General features: G+C 66.4%; 31 protein-coding genes. 30 read left to right on the plus strand and 1 reads right to left on the minus strand.

The window, feature by feature from the left end:
• Positions 1-217 precede the first annotated feature (217 nt).
• The 4 genes from rpsL to tuf all read left to right on the plus strand — a co-directional run bounded on the left by rpsL (position 218) and on the right by tuf (position 4,576).
• Positions 218-589, plus strand: a complete 372-nt coding sequence (gene rpsL / locus ACFWYM_RS04710) for a 30S ribosomal protein S12 (protein WP_003948652.1) — start codon at positions 218-220, stop codon at positions 587-589.
• Between the two features lie 2 nt (positions 590-591).
• Complete coding sequence (rpsG, locus tag ACFWYM_RS04715; protein WP_003974303.1) at positions 592-1,062, plus strand: 30S ribosomal protein S7; 471 nt, start codon at positions 592-594, stop codon at positions 1,060-1,062.
• A gap of 39 nt (positions 1,063-1,101) precedes the next feature.
• The gene (gene fusA / locus ACFWYM_RS04720) at positions 1,102-3,228 is read left to right on the plus strand and encodes an elongation factor G (protein WP_384829913.1); all 2,127 of its coding nucleotides are present in this window, start codon (positions 1,102-1,104) and stop codon (positions 3,226-3,228) included.
• 154 nt (positions 3,229-3,382) lie between these two features.
• The gene (gene tuf / locus ACFWYM_RS04725) at positions 3,383-4,576 is read left to right on the plus strand and encodes an elongation factor Tu (protein ID WP_384829916.1); all 1,194 of its coding nucleotides are present in this window, start codon (positions 3,383-3,385) and stop codon (positions 4,574-4,576) included.
• 129 nt (positions 4,577-4,705) lie between these two features.
• Here the strand turns inward: tuf and ACFWYM_RS04730 are convergent, their stop codons facing one another.
• Positions 4,706-6,736: a PIG-L family deacetylase gene (locus ACFWYM_RS04730; RefSeq protein ID WP_384830155.1), complete on the minus strand. Its 2,031-nt coding sequence runs from the start codon at positions 6,734-6,736 to the stop codon at positions 4,706-4,708.
• Positions 6,737-7,370: 634 nt separating this feature from the next.
• Here ACFWYM_RS04730 and rpsJ point away from each other — a divergent pair.
• From rpsJ to rpmJ, 26 genes are all read left to right on the plus strand, one after another.
• Positions 7,371-7,679, plus strand: a complete 309-nt coding sequence (gene rpsJ, locus ACFWYM_RS04735) for a 30S ribosomal protein S10 (RefSeq protein WP_003948644.1) — start codon at positions 7,371-7,373, stop codon at positions 7,677-7,679.
• 14 nt (positions 7,680-7,693) lie between these two features.
• Positions 7,694-8,338 (plus strand): 50S ribosomal protein L3, encoded by a 645-nt coding sequence (gene rplC / locus ACFWYM_RS04740; protein ID WP_384829919.1) that lies wholly within the window; start codon positions 7,694-7,696, stop codon positions 8,336-8,338.
• Positions 8,339-8,345: 7 nt separating this feature from the next.
• Entirely contained in the window at positions 8,346-8,999 is a 654-nt protein-coding gene (gene rplD / locus ACFWYM_RS04745; protein WP_384829923.1) for a 50S ribosomal protein L4, read from the plus strand.
• Positions 8,999-9,418 carry a 50S ribosomal protein L23 gene (rplW, locus tag ACFWYM_RS04750; protein WP_384829926.1) on the plus strand — a complete coding sequence of 140 codons (420 nt, stop codon included), beginning with the start codon at positions 8,999-9,001 and terminating at the stop codon, positions 9,416-9,418. The genes rplD and rplW overlap by 1 nt, the downstream gene beginning before the upstream one ends.
• 39 nt (positions 9,419-9,457) lie before the next feature.
• Positions 9,458-10,294 carry a 50S ribosomal protein L2 gene (rplB, locus tag ACFWYM_RS04755; RefSeq protein WP_384829929.1) on the plus strand — a complete coding sequence of 279 codons (837 nt, stop codon included), beginning with the start codon at positions 9,458-9,460 and terminating at the stop codon, positions 10,292-10,294.
• 12 nt (positions 10,295-10,306) lie between these two features.
• Entirely contained in the window at positions 10,307-10,588 is a 282-nt protein-coding gene (gene rpsS, locus ACFWYM_RS04760; RefSeq protein WP_384829932.1) for a 30S ribosomal protein S19, read from the plus strand.
• 41 nt (positions 10,589-10,629) lie between these two features.
• Positions 10,630-10,977 carry a 50S ribosomal protein L22 gene (gene rplV, locus ACFWYM_RS04765; RefSeq protein WP_030359020.1) on the plus strand — a complete coding sequence of 116 codons (348 nt, stop codon included), beginning with the start codon at positions 10,630-10,632 and terminating at the stop codon, positions 10,975-10,977.
• The gene (rpsC, locus tag ACFWYM_RS04770) at positions 10,977-11,816 is read left to right on the plus strand and encodes a 30S ribosomal protein S3 (protein WP_384799824.1); all 840 of its coding nucleotides are present in this window, start codon (positions 10,977-10,979) and stop codon (positions 11,814-11,816) included. Before rplV ends, rpsC begins: the two co-directional genes overlap by 1 nt.
• 5 nt (positions 11,817-11,821) lie before the next feature.
• Complete coding sequence (gene rplP, locus ACFWYM_RS04775; protein ID WP_017949658.1) at positions 11,822-12,241, plus strand: 50S ribosomal protein L16; 420 nt, start codon at positions 11,822-11,824, stop codon at positions 12,239-12,241.
• On the plus strand, positions 12,241-12,465 hold the full coding sequence (gene rpmC, locus ACFWYM_RS04780; protein WP_017949657.1) for a 50S ribosomal protein L29: 225 nt from the start codon (positions 12,241-12,243) through the stop codon (positions 12,463-12,465). Before rplP ends, rpmC begins: the two co-directional genes overlap by 1 nt.
• The gene (rpsQ, locus tag ACFWYM_RS04785; RefSeq protein ID WP_384829935.1) at positions 12,465-12,752 is read left to right on the plus strand and encodes a 30S ribosomal protein S17; all 288 of its coding nucleotides are present in this window, start codon (positions 12,465-12,467) and stop codon (positions 12,750-12,752) included. The genes rpmC and rpsQ overlap by 1 nt, the downstream gene beginning before the upstream one ends.
• Before the next feature lie 140 nt (positions 12,753-12,892).
• Entirely contained in the window at positions 12,893-13,261 is a 369-nt protein-coding gene (gene rplN / locus ACFWYM_RS04790; protein WP_003974257.1) for a 50S ribosomal protein L14, read from the plus strand.
• 2 nt (positions 13,262-13,263) lie between these two features.
• Positions 13,264-13,587, plus strand: coding sequence for a 50S ribosomal protein L24 (gene rplX, locus ACFWYM_RS04795; RefSeq protein ID WP_030685463.1), 324 nt, complete (start codon positions 13,264-13,266; stop codon positions 13,585-13,587).
• Positions 13,587-14,144: a 50S ribosomal protein L5 gene (gene rplE, locus ACFWYM_RS04800; protein WP_384829939.1), complete on the plus strand. Its 558-nt coding sequence runs from the start codon at positions 13,587-13,589 to the stop codon at positions 14,142-14,144. The genes rplX and rplE overlap by 1 nt, the downstream gene beginning before the upstream one ends.
• Before the next feature lie 5 nt (positions 14,145-14,149).
• Positions 14,150-14,335, plus strand: a complete 186-nt coding sequence (locus tag ACFWYM_RS04805; protein WP_003956452.1) for a type Z 30S ribosomal protein S14 — start codon at positions 14,150-14,152, stop codon at positions 14,333-14,335.
• Positions 14,336-14,545: 210 nt separating this feature from the next.
• A complete protein-coding gene (gene rpsH / locus ACFWYM_RS04810) occupies positions 14,546-14,944 on the plus strand; it encodes a 30S ribosomal protein S8 (protein ID WP_018528360.1) in 399 nt (132 codons plus the stop codon).
• A 24-nt stretch (positions 14,945-14,968) separates the two neighbouring features.
• On the plus strand, positions 14,969-15,508 hold the full coding sequence (gene rplF / locus ACFWYM_RS04815; RefSeq protein WP_384829942.1) for a 50S ribosomal protein L6: 540 nt from the start codon (positions 14,969-14,971) through the stop codon (positions 15,506-15,508).
• 3 nt (positions 15,509-15,511) lie between these two features.
• Positions 15,512-15,895 (plus strand): 50S ribosomal protein L18, encoded by a 384-nt coding sequence (gene rplR / locus ACFWYM_RS04820; protein ID WP_384829945.1) that lies wholly within the window; start codon positions 15,512-15,514, stop codon positions 15,893-15,895.
• Between the two features lie 41 nt (positions 15,896-15,936).
• Positions 15,937-16,542, plus strand: a complete 606-nt coding sequence (gene rpsE / locus ACFWYM_RS04825; RefSeq protein WP_005313527.1) for a 30S ribosomal protein S5 — start codon at positions 15,937-15,939, stop codon at positions 16,540-16,542.
• Positions 16,542-16,724: a 50S ribosomal protein L30 gene (rpmD, locus tag ACFWYM_RS04830; RefSeq protein ID WP_384829949.1), complete on the plus strand. Its 183-nt coding sequence runs from the start codon at positions 16,542-16,544 to the stop codon at positions 16,722-16,724. Before rpsE ends, rpmD begins: the two co-directional genes overlap by 1 nt.
• A 1-nt stretch (position 16,725) precedes the next feature.
• On the plus strand, positions 16,726-17,181 hold the full coding sequence (rplO, locus tag ACFWYM_RS04835; protein WP_384829952.1) for a 50S ribosomal protein L15: 456 nt from the start codon (positions 16,726-16,728) through the stop codon (positions 17,179-17,181).
• Positions 17,182-17,405: 224 nt separating this feature from the next.
• Positions 17,406-18,719: a preprotein translocase subunit SecY gene (gene secY, locus ACFWYM_RS04840; RefSeq protein ID WP_384829955.1), complete on the plus strand. Its 1,314-nt coding sequence runs from the start codon at positions 17,406-17,408 to the stop codon at positions 18,717-18,719.
• Positions 18,719-19,372 carry an adenylate kinase gene (locus ACFWYM_RS04845; RefSeq protein ID WP_384829958.1) on the plus strand — a complete coding sequence of 218 codons (654 nt, stop codon included), beginning with the start codon at positions 18,719-18,721 and terminating at the stop codon, positions 19,370-19,372. The genes secY and ACFWYM_RS04845 overlap by 1 nt, the downstream gene beginning before the upstream one ends.
• A 99-nt stretch (positions 19,373-19,471) precedes the next feature.
• The gene (gene map, locus ACFWYM_RS04850) at positions 19,472-20,311 is read left to right on the plus strand and encodes a type I methionyl aminopeptidase (RefSeq protein WP_384829960.1); all 840 of its coding nucleotides are present in this window, start codon (positions 19,472-19,474) and stop codon (positions 20,309-20,311) included.
• 168 nt (positions 20,312-20,479) lie between these two features.
• Positions 20,480-20,701, plus strand: a complete 222-nt coding sequence (infA, locus tag ACFWYM_RS04855; RefSeq protein ID WP_003948620.1) for a translation initiation factor IF-1 — start codon at positions 20,480-20,482, stop codon at positions 20,699-20,701.
• A gap of 57 nt (positions 20,702-20,758) precedes the next feature.
• Positions 20,759-20,872, plus strand: a complete 114-nt coding sequence (gene rpmJ / locus ACFWYM_RS04860) for a 50S ribosomal protein L36 (protein ID WP_003948619.1) — start codon at positions 20,759-20,761, stop codon at positions 20,870-20,872.
• Positions 20,873-20,979: the final 107 nt, after the last annotated feature.

Raw genomic sequence — 20,979 nt, forward strand, 5'->3', positions numbered from 1 at the left:
CGAAGTCCGTGCGGTAGGTACGCTCAGACCTTGTGCCTGGGGTGTGCCTGGGCTCGCGCGCGTGTCCTCAACCGCAGCGCGGGTTCGATACCGGCCACCGAAATCTGCGCCCTTCCCGCCTTCAGCGGGAGTCTGCAGCATTCGACACACCCGACCGCGTGGGTCGGCAACGTTCCAGGTTAGCTTTACTATTCGGCACACAGAAACCGGAGAAGTAGTGCCTACGATCCAGCAGCTGGTCCGTAAGGGCCGGCAGGACAAGGTCGAGAAGAACAAGACGCCCGCGCTCGAGGGTTCCCCCCAGCGTCGTGGCGTCTGCACGCGTGTGTTCACGACCACCCCGAAGAAGCCGAACTCGGCCCTGCGGAAGGTCGCGCGTGTGCGTCTGACCTCCGGGATCGAGGTCACGGCCTACATTCCGGGTGAGGGACACAACCTGCAGGAGCACTCCATCGTGCTCGTGCGTGGTGGCCGTGTGAAGGACCTGCCTGGTGTTCGCTACAAGATCATCCGCGGTTCCCTCGACACCCAGGGTGTCAAGAACCGCAAGCAGGCCCGCAGCCGCTACGGCGCCAAGAAGGAGAAGTAAGAATGCCTCGTAAGGGCCCCGCCCCGAAGCGCCCGGTCATCATCGACCCGGTCTACGGTTCTCCTCTGGTGACCTCCCTCATCAACAAGGTGCTGCTGAACGGCAAGCGCTCCACCGCCGAGCGCATCGTCTACGGCGCCATGGAGGGCCTGCGCGAGAAGACCGGCAACGACCCGGTCATCACGCTGAAGCGCGCTCTCGAGAACATCAAGCCGACCCTCGAGGTCAAGTCCCGCCGCGTCGGTGGTGCGACCTACCAGGTTCCGATCGAGGTCAAGCCCGGTCGTGCCAACACGCTGGCCCTGCGCTGGCTGGTGGGTTACTCCCGCGCCCGTCGCGAGAAGACCATGACCGAGCGTCTGCTCAACGAGCTCCTCGACGCCTCCAACGGCCTCGGTGCCGCTGTGAAGAAGCGCGAGGACACCCACAAGATGGCCGAGTCCAACAAGGCCTTCGCGCACTACCGCTGGTAGTCGCTACCCACATCGAGACCGAGAGAAGACTGAGCCGACATGGCTACCACTTCACTTGACCTGGCCAAGGTGCGCAACATCGGCATCATGGCTCACATCGACGCGGGCAAGACGACGACCACCGAGCGGATCCTGTTCTACACCGGTGTTTCGTACAAGATCGGTGAGGTCCACGACGGCGCCGCCACGATGGACTGGATGGAGCAGGAGCAGGAGCGTGGCATCACGATCACCTCTGCTGCCACCACCTGTCACTGGCCGCTGAACGACGTCGACCACACCATCAACATCATCGACACCCCGGGCCACGTCGACTTCACCGTCGAGGTGGAGCGTTCGCTCCGCGTGCTCGACGGTGCCGTGACGGTGTTCGACGGCGTCGCCGGCGTTGAGCCCCAGTCCGAGACCGTGTGGCGTCAGGCGGACCGCTACGGCGTTCCGCGCATCTGCTTCGTCAACAAGCTCGACCGCACGGGTGCCGAGTTCCACCGCTGCGTCGACATGATCGTCGACCGCCTCGGTGCGACCCCGCTGGTCATGCAGCTGCCCATCGGTGCAGAGGCTGACTTCAAGGGCGTCGTCGACCTCGTCACCATGAAGGCTTTCGTCTGGTCCGCCGAGACCAAGATGGGCGAGGCCTACGACATCGTCGACATCCCCGACACGCACACCGAGGCTGCCGAGGAGTACCGCGGCAAGCTGCTCGAGGCCGTCGCGGAGAACGACGAGGAGATGATGGAGCTGTACCTCGAGGGCCAGGAGCCCTCCGAGGAGCAGCTGTACGCGGCGATCCGTCGCATCACCATCGCCTCCGGCAAGGGCGGCGACACCACCGTCACCCCCGTCTTCTGCGGTACCGCGTTCAAGAACAAGGGCGTTCAGCCCCTGCTCGACGCGGTCGTGCGCTACCTGCCGTCCCCCCTGGACGTCGAGGCCATCGAGGGCCACGACGTGAAGGACCCGGAGACGGTCGTCAAGCGCAAGCCGTCCGACGAGGAGCCGCTGTCGGCTCTCGCCTTCAAGATCGCGAGCGACCCGCACCTGGGCAAGCTCACCTTCGTCCGGATCTACTCCGGTCGCCTCGAGGCCGGCACCGCGGTGCTGAACTCGGTCAAGGGCAAGAAGGAGCGCATCGGCAAGATCTACCGCATGCACGCGAACAAGCGTGAGGAGATCGCGTCGGTGGGCGCCGGTGACATCGTCGCCGTCATGGGTCTGAAGCAGACCACCACGGGCGAGACGCTCTGTGACGACAAGCAGCCGGTGATCCTGGAGTCCATGGACTTCCCGGCGCCGGTCATCCAGGTCGCCATCGAGCCGAAGTCCAAGGGTGACCAGGAGAAGCTGGGTGTCGCCATCCAGCGTCTCTCGGAGGAGGACCCCTCCTTCCAGGTGCACTCCGACGAGGAGACCGGCCAGACCATCATCGGTGGTATGGGCGAGCTTCACCTCGAGGTCCTTGTCGACCGCATGAAGCGGGAGTTCAAGGTCGAGGCCAACGTCGGTAAGCCGCAGGTCGCCTACCGCGAGACGATCCGCAAGGCCGTCGAGCGCGTCGACTACACGCACAAGAAGCAGACCGGTGGTACCGGTCAGTTCGCCAAGGTCCAGATCGCCATCGAGCCGATCGAGGGCGGCGACGCTTCGTACGAGTTCGTGAACAAGGTCACCGGTGGCCGCATCCCCAAGGAGTACATCCCTTCGGTGGACGCGGGTGCGCAGGAGGCCATGCAGTTCGGCATCCTGGCCGGCTACGAGATGACGGGCGTCCGCGTCACGCTCATCGACGGTGCCTACCACGAGGTCGACTCCTCCGAGCTCGCGTTCAAGATCGCCGGTTCGCAGGCCTTCAAGGAGGCCGCGCGCAAGGCCAGCCCCGTGCTGCTCGAGCCGATGATGGCCGTCGAGGTCACCACGCCCGAGGACTACATGGGCGACGTCATCGGCGACATCAACTCCCGTCGTGGCCAGATCCAGGCCATGGAGGAGCGCAGTGGCGCCCGGGTCGTCAAGGGCCTGGTCCCGCTGTCGGAGATGTTCGGCTACGTCGGAGACCTCCGCAGCAAGACGTCGGGTCGCGCAAGCTACTCGATGCAGTTCGACTCCTACGCCGAGGTTCCGCGGAACGTCGCCGAGGAGATCATCGCGAAGGCCAAGGGCGAGTAACTCAACCGAGTTGACGCTTTAGGCTTGACTCCGGAGCCTCTGGGTCATTCCGGTCCTCAACGGGACGGAATGACCCGGGCCCCGGGCACCCCAGCAAAGATCACCTGGCGCCGATGAAGTAAGGCGTACAGAACCACTCCACAGGAGGACCCCAGTGGCGAAGGCGAAGTTCGAGCGGACTAAGCCGCACGTCAACATCGGCACCATCGGTCACATTGACCACGGTAAGACGACCCTCACGGCCGCCATTACCAAGGTGCTGCACGACGCGTACCCCGACCTGAACGAGGCTTCGGCCTTCGACCAGATCGACAAGGCTCCCGAGGAGCGCCAGCGCGGTATCACGATCTCGATCGCGCACGTCGAGTACCAGACCGAGGCGCGTCACTACGCCCACGTCGACTGCCCCGGTCACGCGGACTACATCAAGAACATGATCACGGGTGCCGCGCAGATGGACGGCGCCATCCTCGTGGTCGCCGCCACCGACGGCCCGATGCCGCAGACCAAGGAGCACGTGCTCCTGGCCCGCCAGGTCGGCGTTCCGTACATCGTCGTCGCCCTGAACAAGGCCGACATGGTGGACGACGAGGAGATCCTGGAGCTCGTCGAGCTCGAGGTCCGTGAGCTCCTCTCCGAGTACGAGTTCCCGGGCGACGACGTTCCGGTCGTCAAGGTCTCCGCTCTGAAGGCCCTCGAGGGCGACAAGGAGTGGGGCAACTCCGTCCTCGAGCTGATGAAGGCCGTCGACGAGTCGATCCCGGAGCCCGAGCGCGACGTCGACAAGCCGTTCCTGATGCCGATCGAGGACGTCTTCACGATCACCGGTCGTGGCACCGTCGTCACCGGCCGCATCGAGCGTGGTGTCCTGAAGGTCAACGAGACCGTTGACATCATCGGCATCAAGCAGGAGAAGACCACCACCACGGTCACCGGCATCGAGATGTTCCGCAAGCTGCTCGACGAGGGCCAGGCCGGTGAGAACGTCGGTCTGCTCCTCCGTGGCATCAAGCGCGAGGACGTCGAGCGCGGCCAGGTCATCATCAAGCCGGGTTCGGTTACCCCGCACACCGAGTTCGAGGCGCAGGCGTACATCCTGTCGAAGGACGAGGGTGGCCGCCACACCCCGTTCTTCAACAACTACCGCCCGCAGTTCTACTTCCGTACGACGGACGTGACCGGCGTCGTGACCCTCCCCGAGGGCACCGAGATGGTCATGCCGGGTGACAACACCGAGATGAAGGTGGAGCTCATCCAGCCCGTCGCCATGGAGGAGGGCCTCAAGTTCGCCATCCGTGAGGGTGGCCGGACCGTGGGCGCCGGCCAGGTCACCAAGATCAACAAGTAAGTCTTGTTGGCTTGACAGCCTGGTAGCTCCAGCGAGCACCTGAGAGGGCCCGTACGACTTCGGTCGTACGGGCCCTTTCGCTTGCCTTCTTGCTTTCGCGCGCCCGGGCTGCCTCCGGACGCGCGGGTGCTACGCCTGCGACTGCTTGGGCCGCCAGAGCCAGGGGCGGGCGTCGGGGGAGAGGCCCGCGACGGCGGGGCCGAGCCGGGTGTCGGCGAGAGCGGGGCCGTCCAGGCTGGTGCGGGCCGTGGCCGGGTGGGTGAGGCGGCCGCGGTGCAGCAGCTGGAGCGCGCCGCGCACATCGCGGCCCAGGAGGTACTCCCCGGCGGCCGACACGGGGCCGTAGCCGGGGAAGCGGACGGGTTCGCCGCCGATGGATATCAGCTCGGTCGAGGCGGGCGGCCGGTAGTAGAGGCGGCTGCCCAGGGCGGCTATGGAGTCCGCCGGTACGGGCAGGCCGGCCGAGGGGACCGGGCCGTCCTGCGTCCAGTGGTGCACGGTGTCGCGTCCCGGCGCGTACACGTGCACCTGGCCGTCGTCCCCGGCGATCGCGGTGAGCCCGTCCTGCACCTGGCCGCCGCCGAGGTCGCGCCACGGCGACCAGACCCCGTCGGTCCCGCGCACGCGCGTGCTGATGCCCTGGTCCGCGTTGCGCACGAAGAGGTGCACCCGCCCGTCCTTCGCGGTCACCGCGACGGGCACCCCGATGCGCCGCCCCCGTACGGGCTCGTACTCGGGGTTGCCGAGCCCCGTCCACGCGGTGAAGCCCGACCGCTTCGTGCCCGTCGCGCGCTCCTCCAGGACCACGATCTCCCGTACGTTCTGCGCGCCGCGCCCCTCCACCGAGGCGAGCCGGAGCCCGAACACGAGCTGGCGCCCGTCCGGCAGCCTGGCCGCGCCGAGGACCGGGGCCAGGGGGCCGCCGCCCAGGTCGACGGGCTTCCCGAAGGTCCCGTTCGGCCGTTCCTGGTAGCGCACCGCGCGCAGGCCGAGAACGCCGTACGCGGTGAGCCTGCCGTCGGGGCCTGTGGCCAGCTGCAGCCGGGGGCCGGGGTAGCGGTAGTGGGTGGCGCGCACCCAGCCCTTGCGGTTGGTGAGGGGGCGGTTGCCGCCGACGTTGTAGTCGCCGCAGCCCGCGGGGTTGCCGCACTGCCACTCGGGCGCGGCGCCGTACGGCCGCAGCAGCGCCGCCTTCGCCTTGAGCACCGCGGTCGGGAGGTTCTTCGGCCAGTGGTTGTTGTAGTAGCCCCGGAAGGCCGTGGTGACGAACGGGGGCGGGCCGCCCTCGGCCGTCTGTGCCCAGCGGATCAGCGCGGCCCAGGTGAACGAGGCGACGGCCGTGTGGTCGGCGTGGTCGGAGTACCCGGGCTGCTCGCTGTCGCGGATGCGGGTGCGCTCGTCGCTGAGCTGGATGTCGGGGTCGGGGTCGAGCGTCTGCACCAGGGTGGGCCGGTAGCGCTCCAGGAGGCCGACGAGTACGTCGATCAGGGACTCGTGGTCGTACGACTGGACCGAGCGCAGCGGCGAGCCCTGCGGGATGACGGTGCGCAGCATCAGGCCCGACTGGCGCCAGAGGGCGGGGGCGCCCATGTGCCAGGCCGGGGTGTGCATGGCGAGGTTCAGGTGGATCAGGTCGACGCGGCGGTCGCCGTGCTCCAGGGTGTTCACCTCGGCGCGGTGGCCGCCGGGCAGCTTGAGGGTGCCCGTCTGCCAGGGCGTGAACAGCGGCAGCCCGATCAGCTCGGCGTACGACTGGCGCAGGCCCTGGTGGCGGGCGGCCGCGTACGCGGGCTGGTCGGCGGGCGGGTGCGGCTGTCCCGGGATCTTGTTGACCCCGTCGGCCTCGCCCGCGGTGACGTACACGCAGACCAGGGGGGTGCCCGCGGCCACGGCGTGCTGGGTGTCCGGGTTCATGAAGAACAGGTCGTCGTCCGGGTGGGCGAGGAACTGCAGGAGCAGCGCCCGGTCGGACTGGGTGGCGGGCAGGCCCGTGGCGGGGGAGGGGGCGGCGGTGCTGCTGCGCGGGGGAGCCTCGGTGGTGCGGGTGCAGGCGGCCGCGGCGGAGCCGGCCGCGACGGCGGCGGTGCCCAGGAGGAGGGTGCGGCGGGCGGGGGCGGGGCCGCGCCGGGGACGCTTCCCGGGCGCACCCGGGTCCCGTATGTCCTGGGTCTGGGGCGGGGCTGCGGGGGCTTCGCCCCGTCCCCGGCCGGTCCTCCAGGCAGGCCAACCTCGCACGTGCCTCTCTCCGTCCACCCTGTGCAGCGGTCGGGGGCCGCGCTGCTGTCCAGTTGTTTCGTCTGGAAAGAGGGTTAGCGGAGTGTGCAGGTTCCATGCATGTACATCTTTTGTTCACCCGAGGGGCGCAAAGAAGGAGCGCTGGGTGAGGGTGTGGGCATGACCACGCGGGGAGTGGGGTACGATCCCGCCTCGATTGGCCAGGGATACGTCCCGTATGGCAGACTGTCGGGGTTGCTCGGTTGAGTGCCGATGCTGCGCGCCTCCCGCCGGGAGGACCGGAAGCGAGTCCCACAGTACTCGTCGCCCCAACTGCCGAAAGGCAGCGCTGGAGCGGACGTACGGGAATCTTCTGGGAAGCGTGTGCGGGGTGCCTCGGCCAGGCACCCGGTGGGTTTCTTCCCCCGGTACGCGGCCTCGGGCCGCAGCCCCTGTAGCAGGGAAATCCCTTGGGATATCCGTGTCAGCGAGGTTGCGACACGCCCGACCGCGTGGGTCGGAAGAAGCACGAACCCGCCGGGTTCCAGAGCGTTACGAGACAAAGGACTACTAAGTAGCCATGGCGGGACAGAAGATCCGCATCCGGCTCAAGGCCTACGACCACGAGGTCATCGACTCCTCGGCGAAGAAGATCGTCGAGACGGTGACGCGTACTGGTGCGTCGGTCGCGGGCCCGGTGCCGCTGCCCACTGAGAAGAACGTGTACTGCGTCATCAAGTCGCCGCACAAGTACAAGGACTCGCGCGAGCACTTCGAGATGCGTACGCACAAGCGCCTGATCGACATCCTCGACCCGACGCCCAAGACCGTTGACTCGCTGATGCGCCTGGACCTTCCGGCCGGCGTCGACATCGAGATCAAGCTCTGAAGGGCGCTGGAGAGATGACCAAGCAGATCAAGGGCATCCTGGGCGAGAAGCTCGGCATGACCCAGGTCTGGGACGAGAACAACCGTGTCGTCCCGGTGACCGTGGTCAAGGCCGGGCCCTGTGTCGTTACCCAGGTCCGTACGAATGACTCCGACGGCTACGAGTCGGTCCAGATCGCCTTCGGCGAGATCGACCCGCGCAAGGTGAACAAGCCCCTCAAGGGCCACTTCGCCAAGGCCGACGTGACCCCCCGTCGCCACCTCGTCGAGATCCGTACCGCTGACGCCAGCGAGTACACCCTCGGCCAGGAGCTGACTGCCGAGACCTTCGAGGCCGGCGTCAAGGTCGACGTCACCGGCAAGAGCAAGGGCAAGGGCTTCGCCGGTGTCATGAAGCGCCACAACTTCCACGGTGGCAAGGCGTCCCACGGTGCTCACCGTGTGCACCGCAAGCCCGGTTCCATCGGTGGCTGTGCCACCCCCGGCCGTGTCTTCAAGGGCATGCGCATGGCGGGCCGCATGGGCAACGAGCGGGTCACCACCCAGAACCTGACCGTCCACGCCGTTGACGCGGAGAAGGGTCTGCTGCTCATCAAGGGCGCAGTTCCCGGTCCGAACGGCGGCCTCGTCCTGGTCCGTACCGCGGCCAAGGGGGCTTGAGGAACCGATGAGCACCATTGACATCCTTTCGCCGGCAGGCGACAAGGCCGGGACCGTCGAGCTCCCCGCGGAGATCTTCGACGTCGAGAAGATCAGCATCCCGCTGATCCACCAGGTCGTTGTCGCGCAGCTGGCCGCTGCCCGTCAGGGCACGCACAAGACCAAGACCCGCGGCGAAGTCCGTGGCGGTGGCAAGAAGCCTTACCGCCAGAAGGGCACCGGCCGCGCGCGCCAGGGTTCGACCCGTGCGCCGCAGTTCGCCGGCGGTGGCGTCGTCCACGGCCCCGTGCCGCGTGACTACTCGCAGCGGACCCCGAAGAAGATGAAGGCCGCGGCCCTGCGCCACGCCCTCACCGACCGGGCCCGCAACAGCCGTATCCACGTCGTCGCCGACGTGGTCGAGGGCGACATCTCCACCAAGGCCGCCAAGGCTCTCCTCGGCAAGATCAGCGAGCGCAAGAACGTGCTCCTGGTCGTCGAGCGGGAGAACGAGAAGGCCCTGCTGTCCGCCCGCAACCTGCCCCAGGTCCACATCCTGGAGCCGGGCCAGCTGAACACGTACGACGTTCTCGTCTCGGACGACGTGGTCTTCACCAAGGCCGCCTTCGAGTCCTTCGTGTCCGGCCCGAAGGCCAATGACACCGAAGGGAGCGACGCCTGATGGCCATCCGTCACCAGAGCATTGCGTCCAAGGCTGCGAAGGCCGCCAAGGCCGCGCGCGTCGCCAAGGCGAAGCGCATCGCGACCGAGGGCAAGTTCGAGGTTGAGCCCACCCCGCTGAGCAAGTCCTTCTCGGACCCGCGCGACGTCCTCGTCAAGCCGGTCGTCTCCGAGAAGTCGTACGCGCTCCTGGACGAGGGCAAGTACACGTTCATCGTGGCCCCGGGCGCCAACAAGACCCAGATCAAGCAGGCCGTCGAGGCGGTCTTCTCGGTCAAGGTCACCGGCGTCAACACGATCAACCGTCAGGGCAAGCGGAAGCGCACGCGCACCGGGTTCGGCAAGCGTGCCGACACCAAGCGCGCCATCGTGACCCTTGCTGAGGGCGACCGTATCGACATCTTCGGCCAGGCCTCCTAACGGAGCGCCCTGGTCCGAATATCGGACGAGGACTGAGAAATGGGAATCCGCAAGTACAAGCCGACTACGCCGGGCCGTCGTGGCTCCAGCGTCGCCGACTTCGTCGAGGTAACGCGGTCCACGCCGGAGAAGTCGCTGGTCCGCCCGCTGCACAGCAAGGGCGGCCGTAACAACGCCGGTCGGATCACGGTTCGCCACCAGGGTGGCGGACACAAGCGCGCCTACCGCGTGATCGACTTCCGTCGTCACGACAAGGACGGCGTGCCGGCCAAGGTCGCGCACATCGAGTACGACCCCAACCGCACCGCGCGCATCGCGCTGCTGCACTACGCGGACGGCGAGAAGCGCTACATCCTCGCCCCGCGTGGTCTGGCGCAGGGTGCCCGGGTTGAGAACGGCCCTGGCGCCGACATCAAGCCCGGCAACAACATGGCGCTGCGCAACATCCCCGTCGGTACGACGCTGCACGCCATCGAGCTGCGTCCGGGCGGCGGCGCCAAGTTCGCCCGCTCGGCCGGTGCCTCGGTGCAGCTGCTCGCGAAGGAAGGCGCCATGGCGCACCTTCGCATGCCGTCCGGTGAGATCCGCCTGGTCGACGTCCGCTGCCGCGCCACCATCGGCGAGGTCGGCAACGCCGAGCAGTCGAACATCAACTGGGGCAAGGCCGGCCGCATGCGCTGGAAGGGCGTCCGCCCGACCGTGCGTGGTGTCGTCATGAACCCGGTTGACCACCCGCACGGTGGTGGTGAAGGCAAGACCTCCGGTGGTCGCCACCCGGTCTCGCCGTGGGGCAAGAAGGAGGGTCGTACTCGTGATCGCAACAAGGCGAGCAACAAGTACATCGTCCGCCGCCGCAAGTCGAACAAGAAGCGCTAGGAGCGGGTTTAGATGCCGCGCAGTCTCAAGAAGGGGCCCTTCGTCGACGACCACCTGATCAAGAAGGTGGACGCCCAGAACGAAGCGGGCTCTAAGAACGTCATCAAGACCTGGTCCCGGCGCTCGATGATCATCCCCAGCATGCTGGGGCACACGATCGCGGTGCACAACGGCAAGACCCACATCCCGGTGTTCGTCACCGAGTCGATGGTCGGCCACAAGCTCGGTGAGTTTTCGCCGACCCGCACCTTCCGCGGCCACGTCAAGGACGACCGCAAGTCGAAGCGCCGCTAAGCGGGGTGTGAACGACTGTGACTAACACCGAAGGGACAACCATGGAAGCCAGGGCCCAGGCGCGGTACATCCGCGTCACGCCCATGAAGGCCCGCCGCGTGGTGGACCTCATCCGTGGCATGGATGCCACGGAGGCTCAGGCGGTCCTGCGTTTCGCCCCGCAGGCCGCGAGCGTGCCGGTCGGCAAGGTGCTGGACAGCGCCATTGCCAACGCCGCGCACAACTACGACCACACGGACGCTTCGTCGCTGTTCATCAGCGAGGCGTTCGTCGATGAGGGCCCGACCCTGAAGCGGTTCCGTCCGCGCGCCCAGGGCCGTGCCTACCGGATCCGTAAGCGGACCAGCCACATCACCGTGGTCGTCAGCAGCAAGGAAGGAACCCGGTAATGGGCCAGAAGGTAAACCCGCACGGGTTCCGGCTCGGTGTCACGACCGACTTCAAGTCGCGTTGGTACGCCGACAAGCTGTACAAGGACTACGTCAAGGAAGACGTCGCCATCCGTCGGATGATGACGTCCGGCATGGAGCGCGCCGGCATCTCGAAGGTTGAGATCGAGCGCACCCGTGACCGCGTGCGGGTGGACATCCACACCGCTCGTCCCGGCATCGTCATCGGCCGCCGTGGCGCCGAGGCCGACCGCATCCGCGGTGACCTCGAGAAGCTCACGGGCAAGCAGGTCCAGCTGAACATCCTCGAGGTCAAGAACCCCGAGGTCGACGCTCAGCTCGTGGCCCAGGCCGTTGCGGAGCAGCTGTCCTCCCGCGTCTCCTTCCGTCGCGCCATGCGTAAGAGCATGCAGTCGGCGATGAAGGCGGGCGCCAAGGGCATCAAGATCCAGTGTGGCGGTCGTCTCGGCGGTGCCGAGATGTCCCGTTCGGAGTTCTACCGCGAGGGCCGCGTGCCCCTGCACACGCTCCGCGCCAACGTGGACTACGGCTTCTTCGAGGCCAAGACGACCTTCGGCCGCATCGGCGTGAAGGTCTGGATCTACAAGGGCGACGTCAAGAACATCGCCGAGGTCCGCGCCGAGAACGCCGCTGCCCGCGCCGGCAACCGCCCGGCCCGTGGTGGCAACGACCGCCCGGCCCGTGGTGGCCGTGGTGGCGAGCGTGGCGGCCGCGGTCGCAAGCCGCAGCAGCAGTCCGCGCCGGCTGCCGAGGCCCCCAAGGCCGAGGCTCCCGCCGCTGCCGCTCCGGCTGCTGAGAGCACCGGAACGGAGGCCTGACCGAAATGCTGATCCCCCGTAGGGTCAAGCACCGCAAGCAGCACCACCCGAAGCGCAGCGGTATGTCCAAGGGTGGCACGCAGGTTGCGTTCGGCGAGTACGGCATCCAGGCGCTCACCCCGGCGTATGTGACGAACCGTCAGATCGAGGCTGCTCGTATCGCCATGACGCGTCACATCAAGCGTGGCGGCAAGGTCTGGATCAACATCTACCCGGACCGCCCCCTCACCAAGAAGCCTGCCGAGACCCGCATGGGTTCCGGTAAGGGTTCGCCGGAGTGGTGGGTCGCCAACGTCAAGCCCGGACGCGTGATGTTCGAGCTGTCGTACCCGAACGAGAAGATTGCTCGTGAGGCGCTCACCCGCGCTGCTCACAAGCTTCCGATGAAGTGCCGCATCGTCCGGCGCGAGGCAGGTGAGGCGTGATGTCGGCCGGAACCAAGGCGTCCGAGCTGCGCGAGCTGGGCAACGAGGAGCTTGTCGCCAAGCTCCGCGAGGCCAAGGAAGAGCTGTTCAACCTCCGCTTCCAGGCGGCGACCGGTCAGCTCGAGAACCACGGTCGGCTGAAGGCCGTCCGCAAGGACATCGCGCGGATCTACACCCTGATGCGTGAGCGCGAGCTGGGCATCGAGACGGTGGAGAGCGCCTGATGAGCGAGAGCAACGTGACTGAAGAGACGAAGGCCGAGCGCGGCTTCCGCAAGACCCGTGAGGGTCTGGTCGTCAGCGACAAGATGGACAAGACCGTCGTCGTCGCCGTCGAGGACCGCGTCAAGCACGCGCTGTACGGCAAGGTCATCCGCCGTACGAACAAGCTCAAGGCGCACGACGAGCAGAACGCTGCCGGCGTCGGCGACCGCGTCCTCCTGATGGAGACGCGTCCGCTGTCGGCGACCAAGCGCTGGCGCGTCGTCGAGATCCTCGAGAAGGCCAAGTAGGTAATTCCCGCAAGGGAATTCCCGTGAGTACTGCTCTGAGGGGTATCCCTCGGAGTTCGTTCCGCCAGGCTCGGCAGGGGTCCAACTCCCGTAAGGGATGAGGCCCCTGCCGGGAACCGGCAGACAAACAGGAGATAGACGTGATCCAGCAGGAGTCGCGACTTCGCGTCGCCGACAACACGGGTGCGAAGGAAATTCTCACCATTCGTGTTCTCGGTGGCTCGGGTCGCCGCTACGCGGGCATCGGTGACGTCATCGTCGCCACCGTCAAGGACGCGATCCCCGGTGGCAACGTGAAGAAGGGTGACGTCGTCAAGGCGGTCATCGTTCGCACCGTCAAGGAGCGCCGCCGTCCGGACGGCTCGTACATCCGCTTCGACGAGAACGCCGCCGTCATTCTGAAGAACGACGGCGACCCTCGCGGCACCCGTATCTTCGGCCCCGTGGGCCGTGAGCTGCGCGAGAAGAAGTTCATGAAGATCATCTCGCTCGCGCCGGAGGTGCTGTAAGCATGAAGATCAAGAAGGGCGACCTGGTCCAGGTCATCACCGGTAAGGACAAGGGCAAGCAGGGCAAGGTCATTGCCGCTTACCCGCGCGAGGAGCGCGTCCTGGTCGAGGGTGTCAACCGGGTCAAGAAGCACACGAAGGCCGGCCCGACCGCCAGCGGCTCGCAGGCCGGCGGCATCGTGACCACCGAGGCCCCCGTCCACGTCTCCAACGTCCAGCTGGTCGTGGAGAAGGACGGCAACAAGGTCGTCACGCGCGTCGGTTACCGCTTCGACGACGAGGGCAACAAGATCCGCGTTGCCAAGCGGACGGGTGAGGACATCTGATGACGACCACCACCACTCCGCGTCTCAAGACGAAGTACCGCGAGGAGATCGCGGGCAAGCTGCGTGACGAGTTCAAGTACGAGAACGTCATGCAGGTCCCCGGCCTGGTCAAGATCGTGGTCAACATGGGTGTCGGCGACGCCGCCCGTGACTCGAAGCTGATCGACGGCGCCATCCGCGACCTCACCACGATCACCGGCCAGAAGCCGGCCGTGACGAAGGCCCGGAAGTCCATCGCGCAGTTCAAGCTGCGCGAGGGCCAGCCGATCGGCTGCCACGTCACGCTCCGTGGCGACCGCATGTGGGAGTTCCTGGACCGCACCCTGTCGCTCGCGCTGCCGCGCATCCGCGACTTCCGTGGTCTGTCCCCCAAGCAGTTCGACGGCCGTGGCAACTACACCTTCGGTCTCACGGAGCAGGTCATGTTCCACGAGATCGACCAGGACAAGATCGACCGCGTCCGGGGTATGGACATCACCGTGGTCACCACGGCGACCAACGACGCTGAGGGCCGTGCCCTTCTCCGTCACCTCGGCTTCCCGTTCAAGGAGGCGTAAGCGAGATGGCGAAGAAGGCTCTTATTGCCAAGGCTGCTCGTAAGCCCAAGTTCGGTGTGCGTGCGTACACCCGCTGCCAGCGCTGCGGCCGTCCGCACTCCGTCTACCGCAAGTTCGGCCTGTGCCGCGTGTGCCTCCGTGAGATGGCTCACCGTGGCGAGCTGCCGGGCGTGACCAAGAGCTCCTGGTAATCCCCGTAATAAGGGATTTCAGGGCTCTCGGTAAGTAAAGGGCTCTGTCAGGTGCCCACCCCTCCATGGCTTAGGCTAGGAGGGTTGGGCGCCTGACGCCCGTACGACTTACTACGCCGTAGGTCCCCGCGCCGCACCCGTCCCGCCCATGAGTGGGGAGAGGGATGGCGCATACAGGAAACCCCGGCGAGAGAGGCCGAAGGCCAATTCATGACCATGACTGATCCGATCGCAGACATGCTTACGCGTCTGCGGAACGCGAACTCGGCGTACCACGACACCGTGGCGATGCCGCACAGCAAGATCAAGTCGCACATCGCCGAGATCCTCCAGCAGGAGGGTTTCATCACCGGCTGGAAGGTCGAGGACGCCGAGGTCGGCAAGAACCTCGTTCTCGAGCTGAAGTTCGGCCCGAACCGTGAGCGTTCGATCGCCGGCATCAAGCGGATCTCGAAGCCGGGTCTGCGCGTTTACGCGAAGTCCACCAACCTGCCGAAGGTCCTCGGCGGCCTGGGCGTGGCGATCATCTCCACGTCGCACGGTCTCCTGACCGGCCAGCAGGCAGGCAAGAAGGGCGTGGGTGGGGAAGTCCTCGCCTACGTCTGGTAGCGGAAGGGAACGGAGGAAACAGCTATGTCGCGTATTGGCAAGCTCCCCATCACGGTTCCCGCCGGCGTGGACGTCACCATCGATGGCCGCACGGTCACGGTGAAGGGTTCCAAGGGCACCCTGACCCACACCGTCGCCGCGCCGATCGAGATCGCTAAGGGCGAGGACGGCGTTCTGAACGTCACCCGCCCCAACGACGAGCGTCAGAACAAGGCCCTGCACGGCCTGTCCCGCACGCTGGTGGCGAACATGATCACCGGTGTGACCCAGGGTTACGTGAAGAAGCTCGAGATCAGCGGTGTCGGTTACCGCGTCCTGGCAAAGGGCTCCAACCTGGAGTTCTCGCTGGGTTACAGCCACCCGATCCTGGTCGAGGCGCCCGAGGGCATCTCGTTCAAGGTCGAGTCGCCCACCAAGCTGTCTGTCGAGGGCATCGACAAGCAGAAGGTCGGCGAGGTTGCGGCCAACATCCGCAAGCTGCGCAAGCCCGACCCGTACAAGGCCAAGGGCGTCAAGTACGAGGGCGAAGTCATCCGCCGCAAGGTCGGAAAGGCGGGTAAGTAAGCCATGGCATACGGTGTGAAGATTGCTAAGGGTGACGCCTACAAGCGCGCCGCCAAGCAGCGCCGCCACATCCGCATCCGCAAGATCGTGTCGGGTACGGCGGAGCGTCCGCGCCTCGTCGTGACGCGTTCGAACCGCAACATCGTTGCTCAGGTCATCGACGACCTCAAGGGTCACACCCTTGCGTCGGCGTCGACCCTGGACGCTTCGATCCGCGGTGGCGAGGGTGACAAGTCGGCCCAGGCCAAGCAGGTCGGTGCGCTCGTCGCCGAGCGTGCCAAGGCCGCGGGTGTCGAGGCTGTCGTATTCGACCGTGGTGGCAACAAGTACGCCGGGCGCATCGCCGCCCTGGCGGACGCCGCCCGCGAAGCCGGGCTCAAGTTCTGAGCCGGTTCCGTAGCTAGCGGAAACAGAGAGAGGTAATTCCAATGGCTGGACCCCAGCGCCGCGGAAGCGGTGCCGGTGGCGGCGAGCGGCGGGACCGGAAGGGCCGTGACGGCGGCGCTGCTGCCGCCGAGAAGACCGCGTACGTTGAGCGCGTTGTCGCGATCAACCGCGTCGCCAAGGTTGTGAAGGGTGGTCGTCGCTTCAGCTTCACCGCGCTGGTCGTGGTGGGCGATGGTGACGGCACCGTGGGTGTCGGTTACGGCAAGGCCAAGGAGGTGCCGGCCGCCATCGCCAAGGGTGTTGAGGAGGCCAAGAAGCACTTCTTCAAGGTCCCCCGTATCCAGGGCACCATCCCCCACCCCATCCAGGGTGAGAAGGCCGCGGGCGTCGTCCTGCTCAAGCCTGCTTCCCCCGGTACCGGTGTTATCGCCGGTGGCCCGGTGCGCGCCGTCCTGGAGTGCGCCGGCGTTCACGACATCCTGTCGAAGTCCCTGGGCTCCGACAACGCGATCAACATCGTGCACGCGACCGTGGCGGCCCTCAAGGGCCTGCAGCGTCCCGAGGAGATCGCGGCTCGCCGTGGTCTGCCGCTCGAGGACGTCGCCCCCGCGGCTCTCCTTCGTGCGCGTGCGGGAGCAGGTGCGTAATGGCACAGCTCAAGATCACGCAGACGAAGTCGTACATCGGCAGCAAGCAGAACCACCGCGACACGCTGCGCAGCCTGGGCCTCAAGCGCCTCGGTGACAGCGTCGTCAAGGAGGACCGCCCCGAGTTCCGCGGCATGGTGCACACCGTCCGCCACCTCGTGACGGTTGAGGAGGTCGACTGACATGGCGGAGCAGAACCCGCTGAAGGTCCACAACCTCCGTCCTGCCCCGGGCGCCAAGACCGCCAAGACCCGTGTGGGTCGTGGTGAGGCGTCCAAGGGTAAGACCGCTGGTCGTGGTACCAAGGGCACCAAGGCCCGTTACCAGGTTCCGGAGCGCTTCGAGGGTGGCCAGATGCCCCTCCACATGCGTCTCCCGAAGCTCAAGGGCTTCAAGAACCCGTTCAAGACCGAGTACCAGGTCGTGAACCTCGACAAGCTGACCTCGCTCTACCCCGAGGGTGGAGAGGTCACGGTGGCCGACCTGGTCGCCAAGGGCGCCGTTCGCAAGAACAGCCTTGTCAAGGTCCTCGGCCAGGGCGAGGTCACCGTGGCGCTGCAGGTGACGGTTGACGCCGTCTCCGGCTCCGCCAAGGAGAAGATCACCGCCGCCGGCGGTACCGTCACCGAGCTCGTCTGAAATACCCAGGCGTCTCGATGACTTGAGCGATCCCAACCGGGGATGCCCCACAAAAGGGGCATCCCCGGTTGGTCGTTCCAAGGGGGGCACGGTCGCCGGTAAGGTGGCGTGCACTGTCTAAACTCCGTGCGGTCTGCCCGCACGGTTTTCTGGCTGTTATACGAATTCGTCGAACCCAAGACCACTACCTCTGACGCACGTGCGCGGGGGTCGCAGGAGGCACCGTGCTCACCGCGTTCGCCCGAGCGTTCAAGACGCCCGACCTGCGCAAGAAGCTGCTCTTCACGCTCGGCATCATCGTGATCTACCGAATCGGTACGCACGTCCCGATTCCCGGCATCAGTTACAAGAACGTCCAGACCTGCATGGACCAGGCCAACGCCAATCAGGGGCTGTTCGGTCTGGTCAACATGTTCAGTGGTGGCGCGCTGCTGCAGATCACGATCTTCGCGCTCGGCATCATGCCGTACATCACGGCGAGCATCATTCTTCAGCTGCTGACTGTGGTGATCCCGCGCCTCGAGGCCCTGAAGAAGGAGGGCCAGGCGGGCACGGCCAAGATCACGCAGTACACGCGCTATCTGACCATCGCGCTCGCGATCCTCCAGGGCACCGGCCTGGTGGCCACCGCCCGCACCGGCACCCTGTTCCAGGGCTGCCAGGTGGCGAGCGAGATCGTGCCGGACCAGTCGATCTTCGTGACCGTCACCATGGTCATCACCATGACCGCGGGTACCGCCTGTGTGATGTGGCTCGGCGAGCTCATCACCGACAAGGGCATCGGCAACGGCATGTCGATCCTGATGTTCATCTCGATCGCCGCCACCTTCCCGAGCGCCCTGTGGGCCATCAAGAAGCAGGGTGACCTCGCGGGCGGCTGGATCGAGTTCGGCACCGTGATCCTCGTCGGCCTGGTCATGGTCGGCCTGGTGGTCTTCGTGGAGCAGGCGCAGCGGCGCATTCCGGTCCAGTACGCGAAGCGCATGATCGGCCGCAGGTCCTACGGCGGTACGTCCACGTACATCCCGCTGAAGGTCAACCAGGCGGGTGTGATCCCGGTCATCTTCGCTTCGTCGCTGCTCTACATCCCGGCGCTCGTCGCGCAGTTCGCGGGCGGCAACTCGGAGTGGAAGACCTGGATCGACCAGCACCTGACCAAGGGAAACCACCCGTACTACATCGTCACGTACTTCCTGTTGATCGTCTTCTTCGCTTTCTTCTATGTGGCGATCTCGTTCAACCCCGACGAAGTCGCGGACAACATGAAGAAGTATGGTGGCTTCATCCCGGGCATCCGGGCTGGCCGTCCGACCGCTGAGTATCTGAGTTACGTGCTCAACCGGATCACCTGGCCGGGCTCGCTGTATCTGGGTCTGATCGCTCTCGTACCGACGATGGCGTTGGTGGGCTTCGGCGCGAACCAGAACTTCCCGTTCGGCGGGACAAGCATCCTCATCATCGTGGGTGTGGGTCTGGAGACCGTGAAGCAGATCGAGAGCCAGCTCCAGCAGCGCAATTACGAAGGGTTCCTCCGCTGATGCGAATCGTCCTCGTCGGGCCGCCCGGTGCGGGCAAGGGTACGCAGGCCGCGTTCCTTGCCAAGAACCTGTCGATCCCGCACATCTCCACGGGCGACCTCTTCCGTGCCAACATCAGCCAGGGCACGGAGCTCGGCATCAAGGCCAAGTCCTACATGGACGCGGGCCAGTTGGTGCCGGACGAGGTCACCATCGGGATGGCCAAGGACCGCATGGAGCAGCCGGACGCCGTGAACGGCTTCCTGCTCGACGGCTTCCCGCGCAACGTCTCGCAGGCCGAGGCGCTCGACGAGGCCCTCAAGGCCGACGACGCGAAGCTGGACGCGGTCCTGGACCTGGAGGTCCCCGAGGACGAGGTGGTCAAGCGCATCGCGGGCCGCCGCATCTGCCGCAAGGACTCGAGCCACGTCTTCCACGTGACGTACAGCAAGCCGAAGGTCGAGGGCGTCTGCGACGTCTGCGGCGGCGAGCTGTACCAGCGGGACGACGACAGCGAGGACACCGTCCGCAAGCGCCTCGAGGTCTACCACGCCCAGACCGAGCCGATCATCGACTACTACCGCTCGCAGGGCCTGGTGGTCACGATCTCCGCGCTCGGCAAGGTCGACGAGGTCACGAAGCGCGCGATGGACGCCCTCAAGGGCGACAAGTAGTTTTCAGCACGCTGCTTCGGCCGCGGTCCCCGTCACGGGGGCCGCGGCCGTAGTGTTGTGTGCACAACGGTTGTACGTGAGACGGAGAGCTGAAGCCCCATGGTGCAGATCAAGACCCCCGAGCAGATCGCGAAGATGCGCGAGGCGGGACTGGTCGTGGCCGCGATCCACGCGGCCACCCGTGAGGCGGCCGTGCCCGGCGCCACCACGCGGGACCTCGACGAGGTCGCGCGCAAGGTGATCGCGGAGCACGGCGCCAAGTCGAACTTCCTCGGCTACGGCGGCTTCCCCGCGACCATCTGCACCTCGGTGAACGAGGTCGTGGTCCACGGCATCCCGGACGACAAGACCGTCCTCAAGGACGGCGACATCATCTCCATCGACGCGGGCGCGATCATCGAGGGCTGGCACGGCGACGCCGCGTACACCGCGTTCGTGGGCACCGGTCACGCACCGGAGCTGGTCGAGCTCTCCCGGGTGACCGAGGAGTCGATGTGGGCGGGCATCGCGGCCATGAAGCAGGGCAACCGCCTGGTCGATGTCTCCCGCGCCATCGAGACGTACATCCGCCGCCAGCCGCGTCCGGCCAGCGGCAAGTACGGGATCATCGAGGACTACGGCGGCCACGGCATCGGCACCGAGATGCACATGGACCCGCACCTGCTGAACTACGTGGAGCGCCGGCGCGGCCGCGGCCCCAAGCTGGTCCCCGGCCTCTGCCTGGCCATCGAGCCGATGGTGAGCCTCGGCACACCGAAGACCGAGGTCCTCGAGGACGAGTGGACCGTCATCACGACGGACGGCACCTGGTCCTCGCACTGGGAGCACTCGATCGCGCTGACCGAAGAGGGCCCGCTGGTGCTGACCTCGCCCGACGGGGGCAAGGCGAAGCTGGCTGAGCTGGGAGTCACGGCGGCGCCGGACCCGCTGGGCGCCTGACCTCCCGGTTGCTTAAGGATCTTGCCGATGGGGCATTCTTTCTCGATTCGTCTTTCCGGGTGCCCTGACGTAGACTGACTCGTCGGCTCTCGTGCATCCGTATGTCTACAGGCTTGTAGGCCCTGCGGGGTGGGAGTCGATCAAGGTAGTCGATTCGAAGGGCGAAGCGTGGCCAAGAAGCAAGGTGCCATCGAGATCGAGGGCACTGTCGTCGAGTCTCTTCCGAACGCCATGTTCAAGGTCGAGCTCCAGAACGGCCACCAGGTCCTGGCACACATCAGCGGCAAGATGCGCATGCACTACATCCGCATCCTCCCTGACGACCGGGTCGTGGTGGAGCTGTCTCCGTACGACCTGACGCGTGGCCGGATCGTCTACCGGTACAAGTAGATCTTGCCCGCACTCCGCTCCGGCGGGGTGGTGGCACTGACCCGGAGAACCTCACCAATGAAGGTCAAGCCGAGCGTCAAGAAGATCTGCGACAAGTGCAGGGTGATCCGCCGTCACGGCCGGGTCATGATCATTTGCGACAACCCGCGCCACAAGCAGCGCCAGGGCTGACGCACGACTGCAGTTCGCAGATTTTCGCGCGACGCACAGCAAGTACATACGCAGGACCCGTCCCTCTTCAGCTCCATCGCAGGTAATGGAGGGCGACACCCTCGGTC

This window comes from Streptomyces sp. NPDC059009 (genome assembly GCF_042740175.1).
Taxonomy (GTDB): Bacteria; Actinomycetota; Actinomycetes; order Streptomycetales; family Streptomycetaceae; genus Streptomyces.